At 45.7% G+C, this 22,808-nt stretch carries 24 protein-coding genes; 5 read left to right on the top strand and 19 right to left on the bottom strand.

Annotation, left to right across the window (positions count from 1 at the left end; genetic code table 11):
• The first annotated feature begins 24 nt into the window (after positions 1-24).
• The gene (locus tag N6H06_RS09620; protein ID WP_062746867.1) at positions 25-216 is read left to right on the top strand and encodes a hypothetical protein; all 192 of its coding nucleotides are present in this window, start codon (positions 25-27) and stop codon (positions 214-216) included.
• A 40-nt stretch (positions 217-256) separates the two neighbouring features.
• Here N6H06_RS09620 and N6H06_RS09615 read toward each other — a convergent pair whose 3' ends face one another.
• The 4 genes from N6H06_RS09615 to N6H06_RS09600 form a co-directional block, all read right to left on the bottom strand.
• Positions 257-1,141 (bottom strand): EamA family transporter, encoded by an 885-nt coding sequence (locus N6H06_RS09615; RefSeq protein ID WP_212953532.1) that lies wholly within the window; start codon positions 1,139-1,141, stop codon positions 257-259.
• Between the two features lie 134 nt (positions 1,142-1,275).
• The gene (locus N6H06_RS09610) at positions 1,276-1,992 is read right to left on the bottom strand and encodes a YebC/PmpR family DNA-binding transcriptional regulator (protein ID WP_062746870.1); all 717 of its coding nucleotides are present in this window, start codon (positions 1,990-1,992) and stop codon (positions 1,276-1,278) included.
• Between the two features lie 231 nt (positions 1,993-2,223).
• Entirely contained in the window at positions 2,224-2,991 is a 768-nt protein-coding gene (locus N6H06_RS09605) for an exodeoxyribonuclease III (RefSeq protein WP_263706096.1), read from the bottom strand.
• 288 nt (positions 2,992-3,279) lie between these two features.
• Positions 3,280-4,602, bottom strand: coding sequence for a D-serine ammonia-lyase (locus tag N6H06_RS09600; RefSeq protein WP_212953530.1), 1,323 nt, complete (start codon positions 4,600-4,602; stop codon positions 3,280-3,282).
• Between the two features lie 145 nt (positions 4,603-4,747).
• On the opposite strand from N6H06_RS09600, the gene N6H06_RS09595 reads away from it, so the two are divergent.
• Entirely contained in the window at positions 4,748-5,293 is a 546-nt protein-coding gene (locus tag N6H06_RS09595) for a D-glycero-alpha-D-manno-heptose-1,7-bisphosphate 7-phosphatase (RefSeq protein WP_263706094.1), read from the top strand.
• Positions 5,294-5,327: 34 nt separating this feature from the next.
• Here N6H06_RS09595 and N6H06_RS09590 read toward each other — a convergent pair whose 3' ends face one another.
• The 13 genes from N6H06_RS09590 to N6H06_RS09530 form a co-directional block, all read right to left on the bottom strand.
• Positions 5,328-6,146: a sugar phosphate isomerase/epimerase family protein gene (locus N6H06_RS09590; RefSeq protein WP_263706093.1), complete on the bottom strand. Its 819-nt coding sequence runs from the start codon at positions 6,144-6,146 to the stop codon at positions 5,328-5,330.
• Positions 6,143-7,117, bottom strand: coding sequence for a DUF6005 family protein (locus N6H06_RS09585; RefSeq protein ID WP_062746880.1), 975 nt, complete (start codon positions 7,115-7,117; stop codon positions 6,143-6,145). Before N6H06_RS09585 ends, N6H06_RS09590 begins: the two co-directional genes overlap by 4 nt.
• The gene (gene asbD / locus N6H06_RS09580) at positions 7,110-7,376 is read right to left on the bottom strand and encodes a petrobactin biosynthesis protein AsbD (RefSeq protein WP_062746882.1); all 267 of its coding nucleotides are present in this window, start codon (positions 7,374-7,376) and stop codon (positions 7,110-7,112) included. The genes N6H06_RS09585 and asbD overlap by 8 nt, the downstream gene beginning before the upstream one ends.
• The gene (locus N6H06_RS09575) at positions 7,373-8,611 is read right to left on the bottom strand and encodes an AMP-binding protein (RefSeq protein WP_212953523.1); all 1,239 of its coding nucleotides are present in this window, start codon (positions 8,609-8,611) and stop codon (positions 7,373-7,375) included. Before N6H06_RS09575 ends, asbD begins: the two co-directional genes overlap by 4 nt.
• The gene (locus tag N6H06_RS09570) at positions 8,605-10,347 is read right to left on the bottom strand and encodes an IucA/IucC family protein (protein ID WP_263706090.1); all 1,743 of its coding nucleotides are present in this window, start codon (positions 10,345-10,347) and stop codon (positions 8,605-8,607) included. Before N6H06_RS09570 ends, N6H06_RS09575 begins: the two co-directional genes overlap by 7 nt.
• On the bottom strand, positions 10,319-12,139 hold the full coding sequence (locus N6H06_RS09565) for an IucA/IucC family protein (protein ID WP_263706089.1): 1,821 nt from the start codon (positions 12,137-12,139) through the stop codon (positions 10,319-10,321). The genes N6H06_RS09570 and N6H06_RS09565 overlap by 29 nt, the downstream gene beginning before the upstream one ends.
• A 124-nt stretch (positions 12,140-12,263) precedes the next feature.
• Positions 12,264-12,602, bottom strand: a complete 339-nt coding sequence (locus tag N6H06_RS09560) for an antibiotic biosynthesis monooxygenase family protein (protein ID WP_062746889.1) — start codon at positions 12,600-12,602, stop codon at positions 12,264-12,266.
• A gap of 236 nt (positions 12,603-12,838) precedes the next feature.
• Positions 12,839-13,975, bottom strand: coding sequence for a bifunctional cystathionine gamma-lyase/homocysteine desulfhydrase (locus N6H06_RS09555; protein ID WP_062746892.1), 1,137 nt, complete (start codon positions 13,973-13,975; stop codon positions 12,839-12,841).
• Complete coding sequence (locus tag N6H06_RS09550) at positions 13,972-14,898, bottom strand: PLP-dependent cysteine synthase family protein (RefSeq protein ID WP_062746894.1); 927 nt, start codon at positions 14,896-14,898, stop codon at positions 13,972-13,974. The genes N6H06_RS09555 and N6H06_RS09550 overlap by 4 nt, the downstream gene beginning before the upstream one ends.
• Before the next feature lie 118 nt (positions 14,899-15,016).
• On the bottom strand, positions 15,017-16,021 hold the full coding sequence (locus N6H06_RS09545; RefSeq protein WP_263706088.1) for an LLM class flavin-dependent oxidoreductase: 1,005 nt from the start codon (positions 16,019-16,021) through the stop codon (positions 15,017-15,019).
• A gap of 98 nt (positions 16,022-16,119) precedes the next feature.
• A complete protein-coding gene (locus N6H06_RS09540; RefSeq protein ID WP_193754470.1) occupies positions 16,120-16,266 on the bottom strand; it encodes a hypothetical protein in 147 nt (48 codons plus the stop codon).
• Positions 16,267-16,352: 86 nt separating this feature from the next.
• Positions 16,353-17,105, bottom strand: a complete 753-nt coding sequence (locus tag N6H06_RS09535; RefSeq protein ID WP_212953517.1) for a type II toxin-antitoxin system SpoIISA family toxin — start codon at positions 17,103-17,105, stop codon at positions 16,353-16,355.
• Positions 17,106-17,238: 133 nt separating this feature from the next.
• Positions 17,239-18,237: an LLM class flavin-dependent oxidoreductase gene (locus N6H06_RS09530; protein WP_062746900.1), complete on the bottom strand. Its 999-nt coding sequence runs from the start codon at positions 18,235-18,237 to the stop codon at positions 17,239-17,241.
• A gap of 133 nt (positions 18,238-18,370) precedes the next feature.
• Between N6H06_RS09530 and N6H06_RS09525 the strand changes: the two genes are divergently transcribed.
• From N6H06_RS09525 to N6H06_RS09515, 3 genes are all read left to right on the top strand, one after another.
• Entirely contained in the window at positions 18,371-18,958 is a 588-nt protein-coding gene (locus N6H06_RS09525) for a TetR family transcriptional regulator (protein ID WP_062746902.1), read from the top strand.
• 32 nt (positions 18,959-18,990) lie between these two features.
• Positions 18,991-20,196, top strand: a complete 1,206-nt coding sequence (locus N6H06_RS09520; RefSeq protein ID WP_062746904.1) for a GNAT family N-acetyltransferase — start codon at positions 18,991-18,993, stop codon at positions 20,194-20,196.
• Between the two features lie 347 nt (positions 20,197-20,543).
• Positions 20,544-21,497: a C40 family peptidase gene (locus N6H06_RS09515; RefSeq protein WP_263706087.1), complete on the top strand. Its 954-nt coding sequence runs from the start codon at positions 20,544-20,546 to the stop codon at positions 21,495-21,497.
• 79 nt (positions 21,498-21,576) lie between these two features.
• On the opposite strand, the gene N6H06_RS09510 is transcribed toward N6H06_RS09515, so the two are convergent.
• Entirely contained in the window at positions 21,577-22,212 is a 636-nt protein-coding gene (locus N6H06_RS09510) for an LOG family protein (RefSeq protein WP_249413828.1), read from the bottom strand.
• Entirely contained in the window at positions 22,175-22,777 is a 603-nt protein-coding gene (locus N6H06_RS09505) for a DNA-3-methyladenine glycosylase (RefSeq protein ID WP_082808263.1), read from the bottom strand. Before N6H06_RS09505 ends, N6H06_RS09510 begins: the two co-directional genes overlap by 38 nt.
• Positions 22,778-22,808 lie beyond the last annotated feature (31 nt).

Here is a 22,808-nt window from a genome sequence, read left to right as displayed (position 1 = left end):
CTACAACAAATGGAGGTCGGCCATATGTATACCCTTGCTCGTTTGCATGACGGCACGGTAACTGTCCTTCACAGCCAGTCCTATTGCCCCATCAAGGCTTTTACTGATGTGATGGCAGCAAAAGAATGGGCTCGACAAGTACATGCCCGCTTAACCGAAAGTGGCAAATGGCATGTGTTGAAAGTGGGAACAACAATAAAGCAACACCGTTCATAAGCAGGCCCCCCTCCTGCTTATTTTTTTTGATAAACACCGCTTACTGTGAAAAACTGCGTTTTGATCGTGTTTGTTTTGGCGTAATGGAAGCCAACAACAGGCCAAGCAACAGCAACGCAATGCCGCCCCACGAGTAAAAGGAGAGCGACTCGCCAACAAGGCTGACTCCTAGAAGGGCCGCAGTAAGCGGTTCGGCTAATGCAAGCGTTACGGCAAGAGAGCCTGGAATTTCTTTTAGTCCTTTCGCGAACAGCATATAGGCCAAGCCAGTCGCAATCCCCCCTAAATGCAAAACAACGAGCCCATTTTGCCAATGAAGCAGCCAGCTGACCTCAAATAAAAACAACGTTGGCAACAACACGATCGCGCTGAAAGAAAATATGAATGCGACGACGACTTCAGGTTCTCCTTTGGCTACAAGCCCTTTGCTTGCTAGTGTATAAGCGGCAAAGGAAAGCCCTGCCCCTATAGCAAACAAAAGCCCCATCGGCGTCACAACAACCGACTGATCGCCAGCCGTCATTAGCAGCACACAGCCGGCAATCGCCATGGCAGTTGCTTGCATCCATCGCTTTCCTGGAATCCGCTTAAAAAAGGCCCATTCAAGCAAGCCTGCTAATATAGGGGCGCTCCCAATTGCGATAACCGTTCCCGCAGCAACGCCAGTCATTGACACAGCCGTAAAAAAGAACGGTTGATAGGCAGCCATAGCCGCGACACTCACAAAAAATGGCCATTTCGGCCACCCCTTTATATTTAGCGATTTGCCTGTCAACATAGCAAACACTAGTAAACTAATTCCCCCGAGCAATAGCCGCACTGCCCCCACAACTAACGGATGGGCGCCTGTTAAAAACGCTTGAGCTGTCCCGGTTGTTCCCCACAACATCGCAGCACATAGCACGAAAACAATCGCCATCGGCATCGTCAATCGCTCCAATCGTTCTATATGTCTTATTTAGTGGCGTTGGCCTATACGACGCTATTTTTAAGCAGTCTTTGCCTAATGCCCGTACTGTTTAAACAGCGGTTAAACCAGTGCTAGCCTTGCTCGTTGTCCTAAGCCAAGTCAACATTGTGATAGACTTGTTGTACATCTTCCAAGTCTTCAATCGCGTCAATCATTTTTTCAAACTGTGCTTGCACTTCCTCTGAAAGCGTCACTTCGTTGTGGGCAATCATCGAAAATTCGGCAACAGAAAATTCCTCTATTCCGGCGTTTCGAAACGCTTCTTGGACAGCGTGAAACTGGTCTGGTTCCGCGTAAATAATTACCGTGTCATCTTCTTCAATAATGTCTTTGGCATCAACATCGGCGTCCATTAAAATCTCTAGTGCTTCGTCGGCTGTTTTGCCTTCAAAACCGATGACAGCCACTCTGTCGAACATATAGGCGACTGAACCACTGACACCCATGTTTCCGCCATTTTTTCCAAAAGCAGCGCGAACGTCAGACGCGGTGCGGTTGACATTGTTTGTTAAAGCATCGACAATCACCATCGCCCCGTTTGGCCCAAACCCTTCATAACGACGTTCCTCATAACTTTCATCTGAGCCGCCTTTTGCCTTCTCAATGGCACGGTCAATGATGGATTTCGGGACATTGTACGTCTTCGCCCGTTCCAGTACCGCTTTTAAGGCTTGGTTTAATTCAGGATCAGGCTCCCCTTGTCTGGCAGCTACATAAATCTCACGGCCAAATTTGGCGTAAATCCGGCTTGTATTGGCGTCTTTAGAAGCTTTTTTTTCTTTAATGTTATTCCATTTACGGCCCATATTCGTACCCACTCTCTTTCCCTTTTCAATTCCAGGCCACAGCGCTGGTTCTCAACGTTATTATAACGCATAATGACCGTCTTGCGTAAGCAGAAGTGGCGAATGAGCCCAGTGTCCTTTCATTGTCGGCAATGCCACTTGCTTATAAAAAAGTATGGTTACACTATCGATAGGAAGACCGAAAAAGCTAGTTGGACAAGAGCAAGCAACTAGCTTTAAAGCGGTCCCGATTTATTCATCTGGCTGCAAATCGAGGCGTAGTTCTATCGGGCAGTGATCGCTGCCTAAGACCGATGAATGAATAGAAGCGTCGGCAAGATAAGGCATCAACGCCCTGGAAATAAGGAAATAATCAATGCGCCAGCCAATGTTACGGGCCCGGACATTGGCCATGTACGACCACCATGTAAAGGCATCCTCATCATCAGGGTAAAAATGGCGAAATGTATCGACAAATCCCGCCTCGAGCAGCTTGCCAAACTCGGCTCTCTCTTCATCGGTAAAACCAGAATTGCCGATATTCGCCCGGTCATTTCGAACATCAATCGGCTGGTGTGCGACATTGAGATCACCGCAGAAAACAACAGGTTTTTGCTTTTCCAGTAGAGTCAGATGTTCCCTAGCGGCTTCCTCCCACTGCAACCGGTATGGCAGTCTGCTTAAGTCCCGTTTAGCATTAGGCGTATACATCGTTACGACATAGTAGTTCTCAAACTCAAGGGTGATGACGCGCCCTTCGTTATCTGGAAAATGATCGCCGATTCCATATGTGACAGACAGCGGAGAGTGTTTAGTAAAAATTGCTGTCCCTGAATAACCTTTACGCTCCGCATCGTTCCAGTATTGTTCATAGCCAGGCAGCTCAAGCGTGATTTGCCCTTTTTGTAGCTTCGTTTCCTGTAAACAAAACACGTCTGCATCAACTTGATGAAAAAAATCTAAAAAGCCTTTTCTTACACATGCGCGGAGGCCATTGACGTTCCACGATACGAATTTCATAGTTATTGAACTCCCTCTCTCTTTATCCAGTGCCCAGTGTAGCATAGATGAGAGAAAACCAGTACCGTTTTGCTTACTTGAGCCTCCAACATGGCTATAGCCATGGAATTCTTAGCTAGTTAACCCATGCAGGCCATTTCTGTTTTGTGACCATTAAGCTGTCTAAAGAAAGCCCTGCTAATGTAAGAGCTTTCTCGTCTAATAACTGTAACCTAAGTGTTCTTTTCCCAAATAATCAGTCCGAATATTCTTTTCCTGAACCTCGACGCGAGTACTTGCCTACTAAATCTACAGTTCAGCCCGCAAGTTGACACCTATTTGGTAATCGGTTTCCATGACCTCTTTAGGCACCATGCTTCCTCCTGTCGCCCAGACAAGATGAGTCGCTGCATCGGTATATAGCCCTCTCTTTTCGAGTTGTATAGGGCCGTATAATCCCGCAACCGCTGATGGTTCTATAAAGAGGCCTTCTGCATCAGCGAGATCGGCGAGGAGTGTATAGAGCATCGGATCAGCGATCGTGTAGATGCCCTCAAGCAATGGAGCCATCATGCGACCAACAAAGCCAGACGGTCTCCCTACCGCAAGGCCGTCGGCTGCTGTCTGGTTGTCGATTCCAAAGTCTTGGACAGAGACGCAATGGTGCTTTCTAGTTAACATACCAATTAACATACATGGCGAATGGGTAGGCTCCGCGAAAAAACAGCGGACCGCGTCGCCGAAAACGAGCTTCAAGCCGAAAGCAACCCCACCAGGACCGCCGCCAACGCCACAAGGAAGATAGACATGGAGCGGTTGGTCTTTTGTGACGGCAATTCCCTTTTCCTGCAATTGTTCTTTTAAGCGAAATGCGGCGACAGCGTACCCTACAAATAGATCGATTGAATGTTCGTCATCGATAAAATAGCTGTACGGATCAGCGTCTGATTCTTTCCTCCCCTCTTCGACTGCCTTGCTGTAATCGGCGGAATGTTCCACTACACGCACGCCTTTTTCTCGTAACATGTCTTTTTTCCATTGCTTTGCATCGGCTGACATGTGCACCGTCACGCGAAATCCTAGCTTTGCGCTAATGATGCCAATGCTCAACCCTAAATTACCTGTTGACCCAACAACAATGGCATAAGAAGAAAAAAACGATTGAATCGTGTTCGTAGCGATCAATGAATAATCGTCTTGTTTAGTGAGAAGTTGCTGTTCCATCAACAAGCTTTCCGCATGCTTCAACACTTCATAAATACCGCCCCGCGCTTTAATTGATCCTGAAATAGGCAACTCGTGATCGCCTTTAAGCAAAAGCCTGCCTGGCAAGTTTTTGCCAAAGCGTTGTTCAAGCTTGTGCTTCATTGATGGAATGTCGATAAGCGGCGATTCGATCAAGCCCCTTGCCCCTTTCGTTTCCGGAAACACGCTCGCTATGTATGGGGCAAAACGTCGCAACCGCTGTTCTGCTTTCTTCACGTCCTCTTCTTTTAAAGGAAGGCCTGCTAGCCCTTCGTTTACAGGCTGCCTGTCAGGGTTGGCCCACCACACTTCCTTTGTCGAGACAATCTGTCGTAAAAGTGGGTAAGCTTCCAACCACTGCTCTCGATTTCTGCCTGCTATGTCCATGTTTATCCCCCTCCTTTTTTCTTTTACTTTAGCACATTTAAGGACCATCCGGCTGGGGATATTCCCCTTTGTAAATGCACATCGTAAATGGGGGACGACACTTTTACACAACCAAGGATTTGGGAACATCAAAGGGAGGATTAACATGAAACAAGCCGTTTTTTTAGACCGTGATGGGGTCATTAACGAAGTATTATCCAAGCGTGTTAAATTCGTCAACGATGCAAACGACTTCCACTTGCTAGATGGGGTAGCCGAAGCGATTCGCTTCTTCAACAAAGCAGGCTTCCTCGTCTTTGTTGTTACCAACCAAGGCGGCATTGGACTTGGCTACATGAAAGAAAAAAAGCTCGAGCGCATTCATGAAAAAATGCAGGCCGACTTAAAAGTGCTAGGGGCAAAAATCGACGATGTCGCCTATTGCCCCCATAAACCTAATGAAGGATGTCCTTGCCGTAAACCAAAAGCTTATCTACTGGAAAAACTGGCGGAAAAACATCACGTTGACTTGTCCAAGAGTGTCATGGTAGGCGACCGCGAACCAGACATTCGTGCGGGCCAAAAGGCAGGTTGTCAAACGGTCTTAGTTCACGCCCGCACAAATGACGATTTCCAAGCAGACGCACGCTACCCGGACTTGCGTGCCGCCGTTCCATGGATTCTTGCCCAAAAGAGAGCTGCTGCGCATTAAAGCAGCTCTTCTAATGTGAAACAAAGGAACCGCTTTACATGGGGACTGTTTTCCATTTCATTAATTGCTGGCAGTCTTGTGCTAATACTTGAAACGGATCGTTCCCGAACCATTCAAGCGAGACATTGACCCCGTCTAATTGATTCGCTGACAGAAAGGATTCATAATCAAAACACCCATTAAACAGCCCAGTCATTCCCTCTCTAGATCCGGCAGCGGCATAAACGTTTTCAGGAGCAAATACATCTAAGTCGCCTGGCGAGCGAATGTTTTTTAAATGTAGATGGCGAATATGAGGTTGCAATTGTTTAAACGCACCGTTTACATCCGCTCCGCTTTCCCATACATGAAGGACATCAAAATTGATCGCTAACCCTGGGTGGTCGACTTCCGCCAACAGTTGCAGCGTGGATGGGACCGTATCACATAATGTATGGGGGTGCGTTTCCACTAACACATATTGACCTTTGTCAAAAAAGTGGTCACAAAGACAAGCTAACCGTTTTACAAGATAGGCTCGTTCTGTTTTTGTCGTATGCTTGCTCCCCTTTGCACCGGCAAATGTACGGATGTGGTTCGTATTCCATCTTGTCAACAGAAGCGATGTTTGTTTTGCAGCGTTTATTAACGTATTCCATTCTTCATAAAGCGGAAAGTAATCGCTTACCATTGGTACGATAAGGCCATATTTTTTAAGCCAGTCGCCATTGTAGAAGGGAGTGGCAAGCAAGTGGCGGGCATGAGGGGCCCACAATTCAATTCCATCGACATTGTGCGCCTTCGCCCAGTCAGCAAGCTGGTCGATCGACACTAGCGTATGACGAAAAGAAATGGTACAAATTGACACGTTCATGCGTTCACCCCCCTCGCTTTTGCTTGTAATTGCTGCCATTCCTTAAAATAATCGTACAGGCAGTGTTTTATCCGCCTTTCCCGTACATCTTGTTTTTCCAGTTGGGCAAGCACCGCTTGGTAATCCTGCTCATTTTTGGTTCTAGAAAGCTTCATTGCCCGGTAGTGAACAGTTGTATAGCCTTTCGCCAATTTCTCGATTTCATCGCACCATGCTTCAAATTCAGCTTCCTTAAAGCCAAGCTCTTTCCAAAAGTAAGCAAACGCATGCTCATACGCATATTTGCGAATCGCCAGCACAGGCAACTGTTTTAAGGCAATGGAAAGCTCTGAAAAACGCGCCTTTTCACTTCCGTTCACATAGGCTTTAACAATCGTTCGTACCCCTTCGGTAAGGGGATTCGAATGCAGCTTCATGCATGTTTGAAAATAGGCCTCGACCGTTTCTGGCGTCGGATGATGGATCCGTTTTGCATCAAAATAAAAGCCACCGCCCACATCAGGGGAACGGATCGCCTCTAAAATCCGCTCTTTTTCCATGACGCCTTCCCACCGGTAGTCAGGATCAAGCATAAGCCACTGACCATCCGTGTCTGTTTTTTCTAACAGCACATAGTGAGGGAACGGCTTTTGGTGGAATTTGTTTTCCCGTTCTGGTAAAAGTGCCAAATCAAGCATCACCATCACGTTCCGAAAAGGAGGCCTCGTTTCAAGTAACGTTTCAAGCGCGGCGATATTTGCCTTTTTCGATTGCTCCTTTTTATACCACTCCTGCATGTCAATTCCGTATAAATGACGATACCAGTTTTTCAAAAATGAATGGTCGATTTTTTCAGAATGATATGCTAAAGCATACGAATCGTCGATTGCAAAATCAGCATCCCACACACCAAAATAATAAGGACGGTGGTCAACGCCGCTTTTTTTAAGAATTTCACATATGCAACTGACAAAACAGTGGACTTTAATCATAAAGCGGCTCTTCCTGTTTGTCGGCAACAAATGCAGCCAATGCGCCGACTGTGTAAAATGCTTTTACATCAATGTGCTCATCTGGGATGGCAACGCCATATTTCATCTCTAATTCAAGCAAGAGCTGCAAAATCATAATGGAATCAAGCGCCAGATCTTCGTTCATTCGTGCGTCTTGATGGAACTGTTCAAGCGTTGGCAATTTTAATTCATTCTCTAAAATCGCATAAATCGCATCAATAGCTTCCTTTTTCGTCATCCTTTTGCTTCTCCTAACTTTACGCGGCTTATTTTTCCGTTCGCGTTTTTTGCAATCTCTTCAACAATGGTGATTTCATGTGGGACTTGATGGGGCGCTAGCCGGCTTATGCAAAAGCTCCGCAATTCATGAAGCGATAGCGTCTCCTTTCCAGCAGATACTTGGGCACAAACACGCTCTCCCGCATAGGAGTCTGCCTTTTTATAGACGACCGCCTCTTCTACGCTAGGATGTTCGCGCAGTACTTGTTCGACTTCGTGGGGATAAACATTTAACCCGGCGACATTAATCATGTCGTCCAGTCGTTCCCGAAAGCAAAGAGTTCCATCTTGATCAATGTAGCCTAAATCACCTGTATTGATTGTACGGCTGCCAATGGTGACTTGAATTTCAGAAGGGTTATCTCTCGCTGTCCCTGCTTTTGTCTGTATATGGCTAAGGGGCACACCCAATTCTTCAGAAAAACGGAGTGGCATGGCAATGCTAATACAGCCGGCTTCCGAGCAGCCATATTGTTGAAGCAGCATTAGGCTGTTTGATTGGATTAACCGAAACCATTCCTCTGGCAAGCGTGTTCCGGAGGTCATTACAGCATGAAGTGTTTTGCCGTTGCTTAGCTTTGCTAATGCGTACAGAAGTGGCGGGGCACCATATAACAAATGGTTTGGGTAATCGGTTAGTTTTTTGAGTACATATTTAGGATTTTGCGCTGTCACCACTACTACATTCTTATTTTGGAACAGTCCGGCTAACACCCCACTGATGAGGCCATAGGAATGGGTGACTGGACAGGCGACTACGACCGTATCGACATCCATACGAGCCAAACGCTCGACGTAAGCGCCAAGCTCCTCATCAATCGATGACCAACTGCGCTCCATTTGTTTTGGTACCCCTGTCGTACCTGAACTAAACTGGACAAGGCCTGGTGGAAAGTTACTGACCAGGTTTGAAAGCGTCAGTGGCGCTTCAAACGTATGAAAGAATAAATAAGAACAGCCAGCTTGCGCGGCAATCTTCTTCGCTGCAGCGAGAGGCGTATTTGGGTGGATCGGTACTAAGCTGCCGCCTCTTTTTTTGACGTACAAAAGGAGCGCAATCCATTTTCCAATGTCTTGTGGGCAGACAGCAATCCGCCATTGCTCTGCTGTTTTCCAGATAGGGTGCATAGCAAATTGTTGTTCGTACCGCTCCCAATCTGCTTTTGTATAGTTGCAGTCGTTTACAGCTAACATGAACGGCTTCCCCTCCCAAGTTCATTGTTGACCAAATGGCGGCAGTTCGCCTTCCCTGTCACCTTGCTCGTTAGCAGTGACTCTGTAGCGATAACAGGAGCAGCTACCCGTAAAGCTTGCAAACGCTCTGATGGCACGAGTTCCCTAGTAGCGTAATCGTGGATGGCGCAGTCGACCAATGACCAAAATCGCTGCTCGCTATAGTGAAAATGCTGTTCCAGTCGCCACGATAGTTCTGTGAGCTGATAAACAAAAAGAGTATCCATCACCAGTTCCCTTAGTGCTTCAAGGGAAGACATCCAATAATGCTCGTCGATTTTGCCTGTTTGAAATGTTTGATGCAGTGTGGAAAAGTGCGGGATCCAAGCACGGTTTTTCACGAAGTTCTCTTTATATTCGATACTTTCATGAAAGTCGCGCAAAATCACGCGTTTTGGCCACCCCTGTTCAGTCACAAGGATGACGTTTTGTCCGTGTGCTTCGATTGCGATCCCGTGGCCAGCTAGTAAATGGATTATAGGGACCACGCTTATTTTGAACAACTGCATAAGCCAAGCCTCTATCCCAAACTGTTCTATAAGAGAGGCGATAAACAACGCGCCGTCTTCTTCTAGCAATGGCAACGCATTCATTGGAATCGCTTGCTCCCCTGGCCTCAATTTGGAGGAAACGCTTTCGCGCCAAATGCAGCCAATTTGGCCAAGGAGCGCTTTGTCCCATCGTTTGCCTTTAGGTTCGTACGCCACCCCTGCATACTCCGCTAACCGCTCAACGCCGATTTCGTCTTTTAAAAACGGGTCACTGTCAATGATGCGTTGTAGCCACACTGAAATAGCTGGAGCCGCTGCAATCAAATGAGGCGGGATCGTGCGAACTGAAGACGTGTTGACGACATTTAACGACAATTTTAATTGCGCTTTTGTTACATGCTCTACATTCATCACTGTTCTTAGTGATTGAGTCGCACAGTACCCGTCGCCAAAACGGCCTAAGTACAATACGTCTCTGCTTTTGATCGCTTGTTGCAGCAAATTCCCATTAAGCGCTTGCCATTGCCACGGATGAACAGGGATGAATTCGTATTCACTAAGTTGGCCGCCAGCTTCCGATAATGCTTTCACGAGCGCTTGCCAGACAGAGGTGCCTAATTCCTGCTGCAAAAAGCAACCTGCTTCTTGAGGATAATGGACAATGGCATCTTGTTTGCGAACGCCAAGCCAGACAAGGTGAAATGATTGTTTTGCTTCTGGCCCATAATGATAATGATCGTCAAGTGAAAATCCTTTCCGTGCTTTAAAACAAGGATGGTAGAGATGGCCTTCGATCAGCGCTGCTTCCAGTTGCTCATAAGCCAAACCCCTTCTGGATGATGTCATTCCAAGCCTCGTTTCATTCCAATCGCTCAGCTTAATTGTTTGTAACAGTTCATCCACCAGCGCTTGTTTTCTCGTTTCTTTGGCTGTCAGTTCACTGACAATTTCCTCTAGCTTCGCAAGTCGTACCTGACGTTTGCCTATGAGTCGGTACGGTCCTTGCTGTAAACGAATCCGTCCAAAAGCAGACCGCTTTCCTATGCATTGGAACAAAAACGAACGACCATAGACGGTAAATACCGTATCACCATTGCTTTTGTTCGTTTCCTTGACGTCCAGCAACCTTTCAAATAGGATCGCTTCCATTAATTGACGTCGTACACGCAACGCAGTTTTAGAACATGGAGCTGCCTGCATGTGCATAAGCGACACCTTCTTTTTTTCCCGTTCTATTAAATGGGTTTTTTATTGAGGTATATACCGCTTGTTCTAACTCTTCGGCTAGTTCATCGACATCATGGAAACGCGTAAGTAAATTTGCTTTGCAAGCGAGCTCTTCGTTTCCCAGTAAGCCTTGTACAAAGCGCTTGCCTGCGCCAATCAAAGTAACCTCCATTTCAGTAAGCGCTGACCGCAACACGCCCAGCAAAACCGCTTCTTCCTGGAGACTGTCAACGCCAAAACGGCAGATTAATGAAAACACTTGGTTTAAGACCAAGTAATAAGCAAAGCGATCGTCAATAAGGGCATCGTTGTAAAACAGACCATGGGCTTCCTTTAATTTAGGCTCTTTTGCCAACAGAGTGTCCTTATAAGAATTTGCCAAGTAATAGCCTTGATTGTCACGGTAATAAAAAGCGCTCGGATAGCCGTTATAAATGTTGATTAGGCTATTTTGCTGGTGTGCTTCAAGTGCCAAACCAAGTTCGTCGTACAAATGGATAAGTGGGCGAACAGCTATGTCAATATATTGTTTAAACCAATTAAGGCTAACTGTGGAGACTGGCAGGCATTCGCGCACAGCGATTGTTTGAATTAAGCCTGCAAGCTTTGAGCGATAGCCAGGCAATGGATCTTGTGTAAGAGCAGCAATAGAAGTGACGCCAACACCGCCATCTTGAAAGGGATTTTCTCGAACGATCGTTTCGAACCCACTTTCTTCCATTCCAGGAAAACGTACCGTCATATAAGCTGGATCCCTGATCATGTGGAATCCCTTGTACATCTGGATCGTCTCCGAATGGTGCAGCAACGTTGCTACCAACATTCCTGCCTGGAGTTCATGACGCCGATTCAATCGGAGTGAGTTGGTGACTTTTACTGGAATCGAAAACTTATACATCCATTTTCCTGATTCACTTATAACCGTTCGTATTGAAGAGGTCGCGCTAAAAAGCTTTCCCGCTGGTCCTATGTCTTTTATCAACCCTTGCTCCATCACGTTTATAACAGGAGTTTGCTTTAGCAAGTATTGCGCTTGTAGCGGATGCATCGGAAAAACGATCCATTTTTTATTGCCTTCATTTAGAAATGTAGCAGCGCCAACGTCTTGTGCCACCAATTCACAGGCACTGTGCTCAAACAACGAGCCGTGTTCAACAAGGTCATGGTGGATAAGAAAATAATGGAGTTGAAACCGCCCTTTTAGCTCTGGTGCATATAATGAATGTTGCCAGTAAGCCATGCCTTGCCTGCTTTTCGGCGTGGGATGGAGCCAATGTCCATATAAGAGCGACTGTTCCGAATCAATAAAACGTTGTTTACTTTCGTATAGTTTTTCCCCATCTTTTTGCCGCGCTTCAATATAGGATTCCATCGTTTGAAGACTATCAATCATGCGCAATAAGCATTCTCCAAAACAAGAGCTTCGCTTTTCCGGGTTTGATTTTGTTTGTGCATGCAGCTCTTGTACAAGCAAAATCATTGCTGAAAAAGGCTCTTCTAGTTGCCACTTCCCACCTTGCTTAACCTGGAAAACATCCCCAAACGTGTGGCGGCCGACAAGGGATCTGTAAAGCAGATCGATCCATAACGTGGTTTTTTGCTTTGGCAAATGTAGTTCCATAATGAAAGGGCCGTGCATCTTTTGTTGTAATTCGACCTCATCCACGCTCGTTAATGGCCTCATGCACCCTGTCCCCGTTTCGCGAATAAAGCCGTTTACAAACGCTTGAAATGACGCACTTTCGGCAATATGCTTCGTTGATGGAGCCATGTTTTCATCCCTTCTGGAAATCCAATGAGATTTATTCTCAATTGAGTTGAAAAAAACGGGTTTCCCCGTTATACTTGTACAACAACCGGTTAATCGACTCCTTTTTTCATCTTCTAGTAGCCCATTAGCTTTCATGTTTAACAGGTTTGCGATACGATTTGCCTGCTAATTGGTTGTATACTTTTTGGTTGGAATCAATTATATACGCTGGTTTAGGCTTGCCGCGATTGGCACGATGGCCAGCCAAATGGGCATCACTTTTCTCCCAAGCCTTCCAAGCCTCTTCTGACTCCCAGCGAATAAGCACTAAAATCTCTTCTTGGCCTTTTCGTGGTTTTTGCTTCATTACTTGTAATTCAATAAACCCTGGCTGCTCTTCAATTACTCCGTCAGCAGCGAATTTTTCAACCATTTTGTCTCCATGCCCTTCTTCCACAATGAGCGTTTTCGTTTGTAAAAACATTGAAATCCCTCCTCGTCTTATCTACTTACATTATATTGATAACGATTCTCATTTTCAACTGTTTTTTTGAAATTGCTTCCATTTGCTCATGGCTGATCGACTCCGATTACGAACACTAGCCCCTTGTCTTCCGCGGTTAACCTGAACAATATACACTGCCATTCCTATCATCTTTGCTTCCTTAAGACGCGACAATGGTCCTAGTTACTTAAAAAACACGCGCGTATCGCACGTGTTTAAAAAACCGTTAGCCCTATTTCCAAATCTTCGGCCAGATCTTCAAAGTCTTCTAAACCAATAGACAAACGAACGAGTGTATTTGTAATGCCAAGAGCGCGCCGCCTGTCTTCTGGGATCGAGGCATGGGTCATTTTAGCTGGCAATGAAATCAGGCTTTCGACCGCTCCGAGGCTCTCTGCTAAAGTAAAATAGGTCGTTTTGTTTAACACATTGTTAGCAATGTCTTCACTCGCAGCCTCAAAGGAAATAATGCCGCCAAACCCTCTCGCTTGCAAAGCATGCGTCGCATGGCCAGGATGTTCAACTAAACCTGGATAGTAAATCCGGCTGACATTTGGGTGGCCAAGCAAAAACTTTACGAGCATACGCGCATTCGTTTCGATTTCTTCCATTCTTACCGCAAGCGTTTTGATGCCCCGCATCAATAGCCAACTGTCAGTTGGTCCAAGAACAGCGCCTGTCGCATTTTGGATAAAAGCGAGCGTTTCAGCTAGTTTTTCGTCTTTTACGACTACCGCTCCGGCAACAACGTCACTATGGCCGCCTAAATATTTCGTAGCGCTGTGGACGACAATATCTGCTCCTAATACAAGAGGGTTTTGCCAATAAGGGGTGGCAAACGTATTATCAACGATAAGGAGTAATTCTTCCGCTTGAGCATAGCTGGCCAGTTTCCGTATATCCGTTACTTTCAGTAATGGATTTGTCGGCGTTTCGATAAAAATCGCTTTCGTTTTGCTTGTTTTTGCCCTTGCGATGGCTGTTTGATCCTCCGTATCGACAAAACTGGCTGCAATCCCTTCCCTTTGCAAAATAGTTGTAAATAGCCGGTATGTCCCGCCATACACATCATCTGTTACGATGATATGATCACCGGACGAAAAAAGCTTCATCACCGCGGTGATCGCAGCTAATCCTGAGGCAAAGGCAAACCCATGGGTCCCGCTTTCTATATCAGCAAGCAAAGACTCGAGCGCATGGCGCGTCGGGTTGCCCGTTCGCCCATACTCATATTGAAAGTTGCCAATTCCTTTTTGTTTAAACGTGCTGGCTGGATGGATCGGTTGCGTGACTGCTCCAGTTTCATCATCCATTCCACTGCCACCGTGGATAAGCTGTGTCTTTTTCCTCACAAAGGTTCCTCCTCATAAATGCCTTTGCTCATATACCGTTCCGCCCCATCAGGAAAGACAGTGACGATGCAGGCACACTCGTCAGCGATTTTTGCCTCTTGTAGGGCAGCTTCAAGAGCAGCACCAGAAGAACTGCCGACAAGCACACCTTGACGTTCAGCAAGTTCCCGTGTCCGCTTGAACGCTTGGCTGTCCGAGATCGTATAAATGGCTTCAAACAAAGACTTGTTTACAAAGTCTGGAACGAATTCCATCCCAATCCCTTCAGTCCGGTGCGGACCTGGCTTCCCGCCATTTAAAATCGAGCCCTCTGGTTCAACAACAACAGTGCGGATGCCAGGGATAACTTCCTTTAAATAAGCGGCTGTTCCTGAAAACGTCCCTCCTGTTCCGGCGCCCGCAACAAAAACATCAACTTTTCCGTCAAGCTGGTGAACAATTTCTGGTCCGAGCGACTCATAATAAGCGAGTGGATTCGCTTTATTGCTGAACTGCTGCGGACAATAAGCATCATCAAGCTCTTGTTCTAATGCTTTTGCTTTGGCAATTGCCCCCTTCATGCCATGTTCACTCGGTGTATGGACGATGACAGCTCCGAGTGCGCGCATCAACTGCTGCTTTTCGACGCTAAATGCCTTTGGGACGACACAAATGACCTTTACATCCGTGCCAATGGCTGCGAGAGCAAGGGCAATCCCTGTATTTCCAGCCGTTGGCTCAATTAACGTGCCCTTTGCTGTGATTTTCCCTGTGGCGATTGCTTCCTTGAGGAGTTTGACGCCTAAACGGTCTTTAATGCTTCCTCCAGGATTGGTATACTCCAATTTCGCAAATAAACGCACACGGCGTGGGAGCGGAAAGGCCGTCAGCTCAAGCATGGGCGTTGAACCGATAAGTTCATGGATATGGCGGTACACTTCCATCTAACCACCTCATTTGCGCTGCCGTTTATTCCAACGTATGTCGTGAATTTGGATTGGTGCCTACTTTTGAAGAAGAGAAAAAGCGCCGCCAGAAACACGGGCAGCGCTATAGGGGAGACTACAAAGAAACAAGTTGTGGGTAAATTTCAGCCAATAGCCGGTATGAATGGAGGCGATCGCTAAGCTCTGGCGCATGCGTCAACACCATCAACTCATCGACATTAAGCTCGCTAGCAATGGCATCAAGACGTTCTTTCACATGCTGTTTGTCGCCTACAATTGCGGTTGATGGCACGTCCATTACAGCAGCGCGCTCTTCTTCGTTCAACTGGGAAAGAAAATAAGCCGTTTCCGCTTCAGGCGGAATAGCGGCCATCATCCTCCCTTGTTGATTGGCCGTTTGCCACAGCCTCACAGAACGGTAAAGCCGCCTCGCTTTTTCGTTGGATTCCGCGCATAGAACAAACACACAAACAATCGGTTTCGTAGCCCGATTCGCACGCTTCCGATAGTGGGCAATGACATCTTGGCCGTTTTGATCATCCATAAAATGACCATAAACATAATGGAGGTTATGTTTAGCCGCTAAGGCAGCGCTTTTCTTAGACGTTCCAAGCATATACACAGTCGGCGGTTCATAAGGAAGAGGTTCAGCTTGTAAAGAGGCGTATTTATGCCCTTCTGGAAAATCCCGGTTGAGAAAATGCATCAGCTCTGCCATACGCTCATCCATTGTATGAATGCGTTCAATAAAGTTGCCAGAAAGGGCTTCCGCTGCTTCTGCCGAACCTCCTGGGGACCGGCCCAAGCCAAGATCGATCCGCCCTGGAAGAAGGTTGGCAAGCATGTGAAAAGACTCTGCGACTTTAAAAGGGGCATAATAAGGAAGCAGGATCGCGCCAGCTCCTAAGCGGATAGAGTTGGTTTTAGCGCCGATGTAGGCCAGTAAAATTTCTGGGCTTGGCGAAAGCAAGCCATGCAAATCGTGGTGTTCGGCCACCCAGTAACGGGAATACCCCATGCTTTCAGCTGCTTGAGCCAAGTCGGCCGTTTCCTTTAAGGCAAATTCATTTGTTGTCTCACTGGAGCGAGGAACTTGGTCTAGCACACTAAGTTTTATCACAAGAATCCTTCTTTCATTTAGTCTTCCTTTACCGTATCGAATTTTGCAGGAATTAGCAACTTAAACACAAAAAAGCAGAATGGACGAGCCCATTCTGCTTAGCGCGCTTTCCGTTTTTTGCCTGAGTTCCATTTCTTAAAAAGCTGAATCGCTTCTTTGTTCTTTTTTTGCAAATCAGCCGTATACGGAGAGGTAGCAAACGCAGGAAGCACACTGTTAGTTGACTTCTTTGTCGTTTTCTTCATCAACCCTTCACCCACTCAACTCATTATAAGATAGACTATTCCTGCATGCTTTCATCGGTGAGAATGGCTATGCCTATTTTTCCCAATCATTCTTCAGACGGATCTTCATCCCCACCTTGAGACAAGAGATCATAGATGGCCACAAGTGAGGCAAACAAGAGTGCATCGAATTCGGTAAGCCGCTCTTCAGAGGACAGTTTAATGACATGGTTCTCACCTTGTAAAATCACAGGAATGAAAACAAGTTTATCTTTTTCTCCGTAGTAGACATCCTGTCTTTCCAATGTCGCTCTTACCGTCGTGCGATCTTTGAAATGCACAAGCAAATGGTCTTTATCGCCTTGTGTCATGAAGGGAAAGACGCTTGCTTGGATTTCAGTCTTGTCGGCAAACCTTGCTAGAATTTCTCTCACACCGGTAATATATGCACGCTGCCCTCCGTAATAGACGTTAATCGAGTCACTTTTTAGTAAACGAAAAAAAGCTTTTAGCCTGTCTTGTTGCGCTTTGAGCACTTGGTCGTTTGCTTCAATCAGTTGACCGGTATCGATTGTAAACATATTGGAACCAATTCGTTGCACGTAAGCGCTCAAAAAAACAAAGGCGTCGACAACAACGAAAAGCAAAGCAATAATCAGATAGTGATTCCACTGAGTAAAAATACTTTCTGGGTAAAACGTCCATGTGAATGCTGCTCCAGCGACAAACCATGCGTACCATAATCTTCGTATGATTGGCAGCCGTTTTTTTGTCTCCTCTTCCCACCGCCAAGACGCAAATACATATAGCCCTAGCCCTAATACGGTCAACCACACAAGTAATTGGTACAGTAGAAGCATGTGTTCACCCCCTATTTTTGCATGCTGTTATAAAGTCTATGACAGCAACTGGACAAATAGAAATATTTCCCAACATGAATTTGCATACAAAAAAAGCTTGACCTTTTCGATCAAGCTTTTTCAATAACGATATTTAGGAAAGGAGCCCAAATTGCTCAGCAAGGAGGCGAAACGATTCATATTGTTTCTGCTCATCGTAAATAGTGGTATGCAACATGAACTCGTTTGTTTCTGTTTTTTCGGCAAATCGAAGCAATCGGTCGTGAACATCAGCGGCTGTACCAATGAAAGAGCCACCTAATTGTTCCATCACCATTTGCTTTTCGTAAGGTGTCCATACGTCATCCATATTTTCTACAGCAGGTTTCAGTTTGCCTGGCCGGTTGCGGATCATCGCCAAAAACTGCTGGTAAAGACTCGAAGCAAGCACTTCTGCCTCTTTGGCTGTTTCCGCAACAATCGCGTTAACCGCCACCATGCTGTATGGTTCGGCCAACACAGCAGAAGGTTTAAAGGACTCTTTATATACCATTAACGCTGGCATCATATGTTGAGGGGCGAAGTGGCCAGCAAACGCGAACGGCAACCCCATTTCACCTGCAAGCCTGGCACTAAACCCACTGGAACCGAGAAGCCAAATAGGAATGTTTTCCCCTTCTCCTGGATAGGCACGGACACGTTTGGTCGCGCTTTCTGGTTGGAAATAATTTTGCAATTCTTCTACAAGCTCAGGAAAGTCATTCGCATCTTGGCCATGGCGTCTAAGCGCATGGGCCGTTAGCTGGTCGGTTCCTGGCGCACGCCCAAGGCCTAAGTCAATGCGCCCGGGGTAAAGGGCGTTTAACGTTCCAAATTGTTCTGCAATCGTTAGTGGGGCATGGTTTGGAAGCATGATCCCCCCAGAACCGACACGAATTGTTTTCGTGGCTCCTGCAATTTGCCCAATAAGCACAGCGGTAGCAGAACTTGCAATTCCTGGCATGTTATGGTGCTCTGCGACCCAGAATCGGCGGTAGCCGAATTCTTCTACTTTTTGGGCTAATTTAATTGATTGCCTTAGTGCGTCGCTCACGCCCATTCCTTCACGGACGGGAGCCAAGTTTAAAACCGATAATGTCACACTCGTTTCCATTATAAGCCCTCTTTTCTATATGTGCGCTTCGCCTTTATTGTAGCGAAGGTAGTCAGCCGTTTCAATGTAGACGAATTGACTTTGCCTCTTTGGTTACGATAAAATGACTGATAATCAGTCAGAGGAGTTGGATATGGATAAAAAACAAAAAATCATTGCTGCCGCACTCGTAGAATTTCAAGCAAATGGCGTGGAAAAAACGAAAGTATCCGACATTGTGAAACGGGCAGGCGTTGCCCAAGGAACGTTTTACCTCTACTTTCCGTCCAAACTTGCGCTCATGCCGGAACTTGCCCGCATAATGGTTGGCAAGACATTGGAACGAATTGAACAAGATGTCACCAAGAAAGAAGATTTCCATAGCAAGCTGCATCAGTTAATCGAAAGCACGTTTTCGTTGACAAAGGAATACCGTGGTATTTTTGCGATCATTTACACAGGCCTAGCTGCAAGCGATTATTTGCAGCAATGGGAGCTGATTTATGAACCTTATTACGAATGGATGACCGCTTTTTTTGAGCAAGCCGACAAACAAGCGACGATCCACCTCCCCCTTCCTGCCACCCGTTTTGCTAAATTGGCTATTGGCTTAATCGAATCGGCTGCTGAACAAACGTATTTGTACGACAGCGGTAGTCAACAAGAAGCATGCAAAACAATCGCTGATACGTATGCTTTTTTAACGCGCACCCTCTGCGCCGATAAACCGGCATCTTTTTAGAAAAATTACATGTAGAAAAGGATTTGACAATCATGGCAAGTAACCGCAGAGATTCACTGGAAATCCGCCCTGTTAGGGATTCGGATATGCAGCAATCCATTGATCTGTTAAACTATGTCTTCCAAGTGACGAACCAAGATGTTTCTGAAATAGGCGAACAACAAATGCAAGCATGGAAAAAGCCCATTATTGACCACTGTGATGTGATAGGCTGGTTCTCAGGCGATCAACTCGTTTCGCAAATGGTCGTCTACCCATTTTCGGTTAACATCCATGGACAACCTTTTCAAATGGGCGGTGTTACAGGTGTGGGCACTTACCCTGAATATGCAGGCCTTGGTTTGATGAATGACTTAATGAAGAGAAGCTTAACAAACATGAAAAACCGTGGCCAAACGATTTCTTACCTTTTCCCTTACTCGATTCCTTATTACCGCAAAAAAGGCTGGGAGATCATTTCTGACGTCATTACTTACACTGTTAGAGACACGCAAATTCCTAAACCTTATGATGTTCCAGGCCGAATCGAACGGGTCGAATTTGCAGACAAAGACATCCGTACGGTGTATGCCCAATTCTCGCAAAAGGCAAACGGCGCGATGATTCGCAATCGCCTTGCTTGGGAGGAGCATTTTAAATGGGAACGTGACGAACTGACAGGTTGTGTCTACTATGATGAACATGACAAACCGACAGGCTATATGTATTACAAAGTTGAAAATGAAACGTTTTATGTCAAAGAAATGATTTATAACAACGAAGAAGCACGTCGCGGGATTTGGAATTTCATCGGCGCCCATTTCTCCATGGTCTATTACGTAAAAGGAAAGATCTTTGCAAACGAGCCGTTATCCTTCTTTTTGGAAGACAGTGAAATTGAAGAAAAAATTTCTCCTTATTACATGGCGCGTATAGTTGACGTAGAACGATTCCTTGCCTCGTTTCCCTTTACTTCACAAGCGAACGGCACACTCACTTTTGCCATTTCTGATCCTCTGCTAGAGTGGAACAACGGAACGTTCGTTTTATCATTTGCCAACCAAAAGAGAGTAACGATCGAAAACGGTGTAAAAGCAGACGTTAAAACCGACATCCAAACACTCGTTACGCTTCTGTTAAACTATAAAAGGGCATCCACTTTAAAAGAAATGGGCCGGCTCGAAGCGAGCGAAGAAACGATCGCCTATTTAGAAGCGATCGTTCCTGACAACAAACCTTGGTTTTCAGATTACTTTTGAAAGGGCAGCGTTTTATTTCACGTTGCCTTTTTCTTGCCAACAACATGTTAAAGTAGATTCGAACAGCAGGCGATATAGCCATCCCTCTACTTATTTCCCCGCCAAATATAGAGCATTTCTACCATATTAAAACAGAAATCTTCCTTTTAAAATGACATTTTTCCAGAAGGTTTGTGTCTATTCATGCTGGAATATTACGAGAATTGCAGGTAAAGAAAACCATTTGTAACCGTATTGTAATTTTATTTAAAAGAAACTGTGATGTTCATACGTTAAATTAGGACTTGGGAAAAAGATTATATGACATCAAGTCAAGTTTATTAATTTACTTATGGGGGAATAATAATATGTTTAAGGCAAATATGAAACAATTAATCGTACGTACTTCAGTCGTAGTTGGACTAGCTGGCACAGCTTCTGTTGCGACAAGCCAATCTGCAGACGCTAGCGTTGACATGAACAAAGTAAACGCAGCAGAAAAGAACCAAAACCAAGCACAATCGGAAACAACTTCTGAATCAAATACAGTTTCTCAAGAACAATCAACTTCTACCACTGTCCGTTTCGGTGACCGTAATGACACTGTTCGTGAAGTTCAAGAAAAATTAGGCATCTCTGCTGACGGCATTTTTGGACCGCAAACAGAAAAAGAAGTTCGCGAATTCCAAGCAAACAACGGTCTTTCCGTTGACGGCATTGTAGGACCGGCCACAAAAAAAGCTCTTGATAACGGTGGACAAGTTGCCTCTGCTTCTGAAGAAAGCACAACTTCAAATGAAACGGCTTCAAATGAAACAACTTCAAATGAAACAGCTTCAAATGAAACAGCTTCAAGCGAGTCAACAGCTTCAACATCTGAATCTGACTCTTCTTCTAACGAAGTAAACGAAGAAGTAAGCACATCCGTTGCTGGTACATCTGTTACAAGTGCTCCTAGCAACAGTGGTGGTTTAGTAGGAGTTGCACAAAGCCAAATTGGTGCTCCTTACGTATGGGGTGGAACGACTCCAAGTGGATTTGATTGCAGTGGTTTCATCAACTATGTCTATAATTCTCAAGGAATTTCTATTCCAAGAACTGCACAAGCAATCTACGATGCATCAGCTAAAACGTCTAACCCTAGCCCTGGAGATGTTGTCTTCTTCACAGGCACATACAATTCTGGTTCGTACATAACGCACGCTGGCATTTATGTAGGAAACGGCCAATTTGTTCATGCAGGTTCTAGCGGTGTTCAAACTGCAAGCTTGAGCAACTCTTACTGGAGCAGCCACTACGTTGGTGCTGGAAGCCTCCGTTAATGAAAAAAGTCCTCATAATGAGGGCTTTTTTGTTTTCTCTTTAATGGCACCTAAAAAAGAGGAGCATCGCCCCTCTCTTTCACCCATTCTTTGTCCATTTTGATACATGCTGATGACGATAACCTTGTAAACGCTCCATTAGCGCTTGAGGTTCTTTCTCGACAATAAACAAATCTCGGTATGCTTCAGACATAAAGCCTTGTTCAATTGTATGGTCAAGCATGGCCAAAAGCGGATTAAAGAAATCGGCTACGTTTAATAAACTGCATGGCTTTTGATGGTAATCTAGCTGGATCCAAGTAAACACTTCAAACCATTCTTCAAGCGTTCCCGCTCCTCCTGGCAAGGCAACAAAGGCATCGGCATGCTCAGCCATGAGCGCTTTCCGCTCGTGCATCGTATCGACGACATAAAGCTCAGACAATTTGTCATGTGCAATTTCTACGTTTTGCAGTTTTTTTGGAATCACGCCAATGACACGCCCTCCTGCTTGCAAACAAGCATTGGCCACGGCACCCATACAACCTACTTGTGCTCCGCCATAAACAAGGGTGATTTCGTTTTCGGCAAGGAGTTTGCCAAAGGCTGTCGCTTGTTCTATATAAACTGGATCCTTGCCAGCACTCGATCCACAAAACACTGCTAAAGATTGTATCTCCAATTCTCCCATTCCTTTCTCAAGGCCGATAAGCCGATACAGCACGGCTGTTGGCATCAATAAAACGCCATGGGTGGTGGCTGCATGGACCAGCGCCTTTGATGCCGATACGTTTCGTCGCCACAATCGCTGCGTCTCTATTGTCCCCTTTTGCAAAATAGAGCGGAGGTTCGGTTAAAAGCCGTCCATAGTCTGCCATTGTAATTCCCATTGCTTTTGTTAATTTACCTGGTCCATTTGCAAATTCACGGCTTGCATGTGGTTTGCCGCGTAGTCGTTCCATTTCTTTGATTCCACTGATAGGTTCAATTGCACGAATGAGCACAGCCTCAGGCTGTCCTTTTTGTTCACATACAACGTTTAGCAAACAATGGGTGTGCATCGTATACGTGTAACATCTTCCAGCTTCTTCGTACAAAATAGCTGTCCGTTTTGTCCGCCGTCTGCCATAGCTGTGGCACGCTCGGTCAAGCACCCCTAAGTATGCTTCGGTTTCTGTTATTCGGCCAACCAACGTTACGCCGTCTAATTCATGCACCAAATGCATGCCAATGAGCCCTTTTGCCACTTCGATTGTTGATTGCTCAAAAAAAGACAGATCGAGCGCTTTTTGTTGTTTCATTATGACAGTCCTTTCTCCGATCATCCTCCTT

Source organism: Shouchella tritolerans, from assembly GCF_025770735.1.
In the GTDB taxonomy this organism is placed as follows: Bacteria; Bacillota; Bacilli; order Bacillales; family Bacillaceae_D; genus Shouchella; species Shouchella tritolerans.
Note: the sequence above shows the minus strand (reverse complement) of the source record. Positions and strands in the feature narration are given on the sequence as shown.

Coding starts and splice junctions, on each gene's coding strand:
- N6H06_RS09620 (WP_062746867.1), top strand. CDS start 25: ATGTATACCCTTGCTCGTTTGCATGACGGCACGGTAACTGTCCTTCAC.
- N6H06_RS09615 (WP_212953532.1), bottom strand. CDS start 1,141: ATGCCGATGGCGATTGTTTTCGTGCTATGTGCTGCGATGTTGTGGGGA.
- N6H06_RS09610 (WP_062746870.1), bottom strand. CDS start 1,992: ATGGGCCGTAAATGGAATAACATTAAAGAAAAAAAAGCTTCTAAAGAC.
- N6H06_RS09605 (WP_263706096.1), bottom strand. CDS start 2,991: ATGAAATTCGTATCGTGGAACGTCAATGGCCTCCGCGCATGTGTAAGA.
- N6H06_RS09600 (WP_212953530.1), bottom strand. CDS start 4,602: ATGGACATAGCAGGCAGAAATCGAGAGCAGTGGTTGGAAGCTTACCCA.
- N6H06_RS09595 (WP_263706094.1), top strand. CDS start 4,748: ATGAAACAAGCCGTTTTTTTAGACCGTGATGGGGTCATTAACGAAGTA.
- N6H06_RS09590 (WP_263706093.1), bottom strand. CDS start 6,146: ATGAACGTGTCAATTTGTACCATTTCTTTTCGTCATACGCTAGTGTCG.
- N6H06_RS09585 (WP_062746880.1), bottom strand. CDS start 7,117: ATGATTAAAGTCCACTGTTTTGTCAGTTGCATATGTGAAATTCTTAAA.
- asbD (WP_062746882.1), bottom strand. CDS start 7,376: ATGACGAAAAAGGAAGCTATTGATGCGATTTATGCGATTTTAGAGAAT.
- N6H06_RS09575 (WP_212953523.1), bottom strand. CDS start 8,611: ATGTTAGCTGTAAACGACTGCAACTATACAAAAGCAGATTGGGAGCGG.
- N6H06_RS09570 (WP_263706090.1), bottom strand. CDS start 10,347: ATGCACATGCAGGCAGCTCCATGTTCTAAAACTGCGTTGCGTGTACGA.
- N6H06_RS09565 (WP_263706089.1), bottom strand. CDS start 12,139: ATGGCTCCATCAACGAAGCATATTGCCGAAAGTGCGTCATTTCAAGCG.
- N6H06_RS09560 (WP_062746889.1), bottom strand. CDS start 12,602: ATGTTTTTACAAACGAAAACGCTCATTGTGGAAGAAGGGCATGGAGAC.
- N6H06_RS09550 (WP_062746894.1), bottom strand. CDS start 14,898: ATGGAAGTGTACCGCCATATCCATGAACTTATCGGTTCAACGCCCATG.
- N6H06_RS09540 (WP_193754470.1), bottom strand. CDS start 16,266: ATGAAGAAAACGACAAAGAAGTCAACTAACAGTGTGCTTCCTGCGTTT.
- N6H06_RS09535 (WP_212953517.1), bottom strand. CDS start 17,105: ATGCTTCTACTGTACCAATTACTTGTGTGGTTGACCGTATTAGGGCTA.
- N6H06_RS09530 (WP_062746900.1), bottom strand. CDS start 18,237: ATGGAAACGAGTGTGACATTATCGGTTTTAAACTTGGCTCCCGTCCGT.
- N6H06_RS09525 (WP_062746902.1), top strand. CDS start 18,371: ATGGATAAAAAACAAAAAATCATTGCTGCCGCACTCGTAGAATTTCAA.
- N6H06_RS09520 (WP_062746904.1), top strand. CDS start 18,991: ATGGCAAGTAACCGCAGAGATTCACTGGAAATCCGCCCTGTTAGGGAT.
- N6H06_RS09515 (WP_263706087.1), top strand. CDS start 20,544: ATGTTTAAGGCAAATATGAAACAATTAATCGTACGTACTTCAGTCGTA.
- N6H06_RS09510 (WP_249413828.1), bottom strand. CDS start 22,212: ATGCCAACAGCCGTGCTGTATCGGCTTATCGGCCTTGAGAAAGGAATG.
- N6H06_RS09505 (WP_082808263.1), bottom strand. CDS start 22,777: ATGAAACAACAAAAAGCGCTCGATCTGTCTTTTTTTGAGCAATCAACA.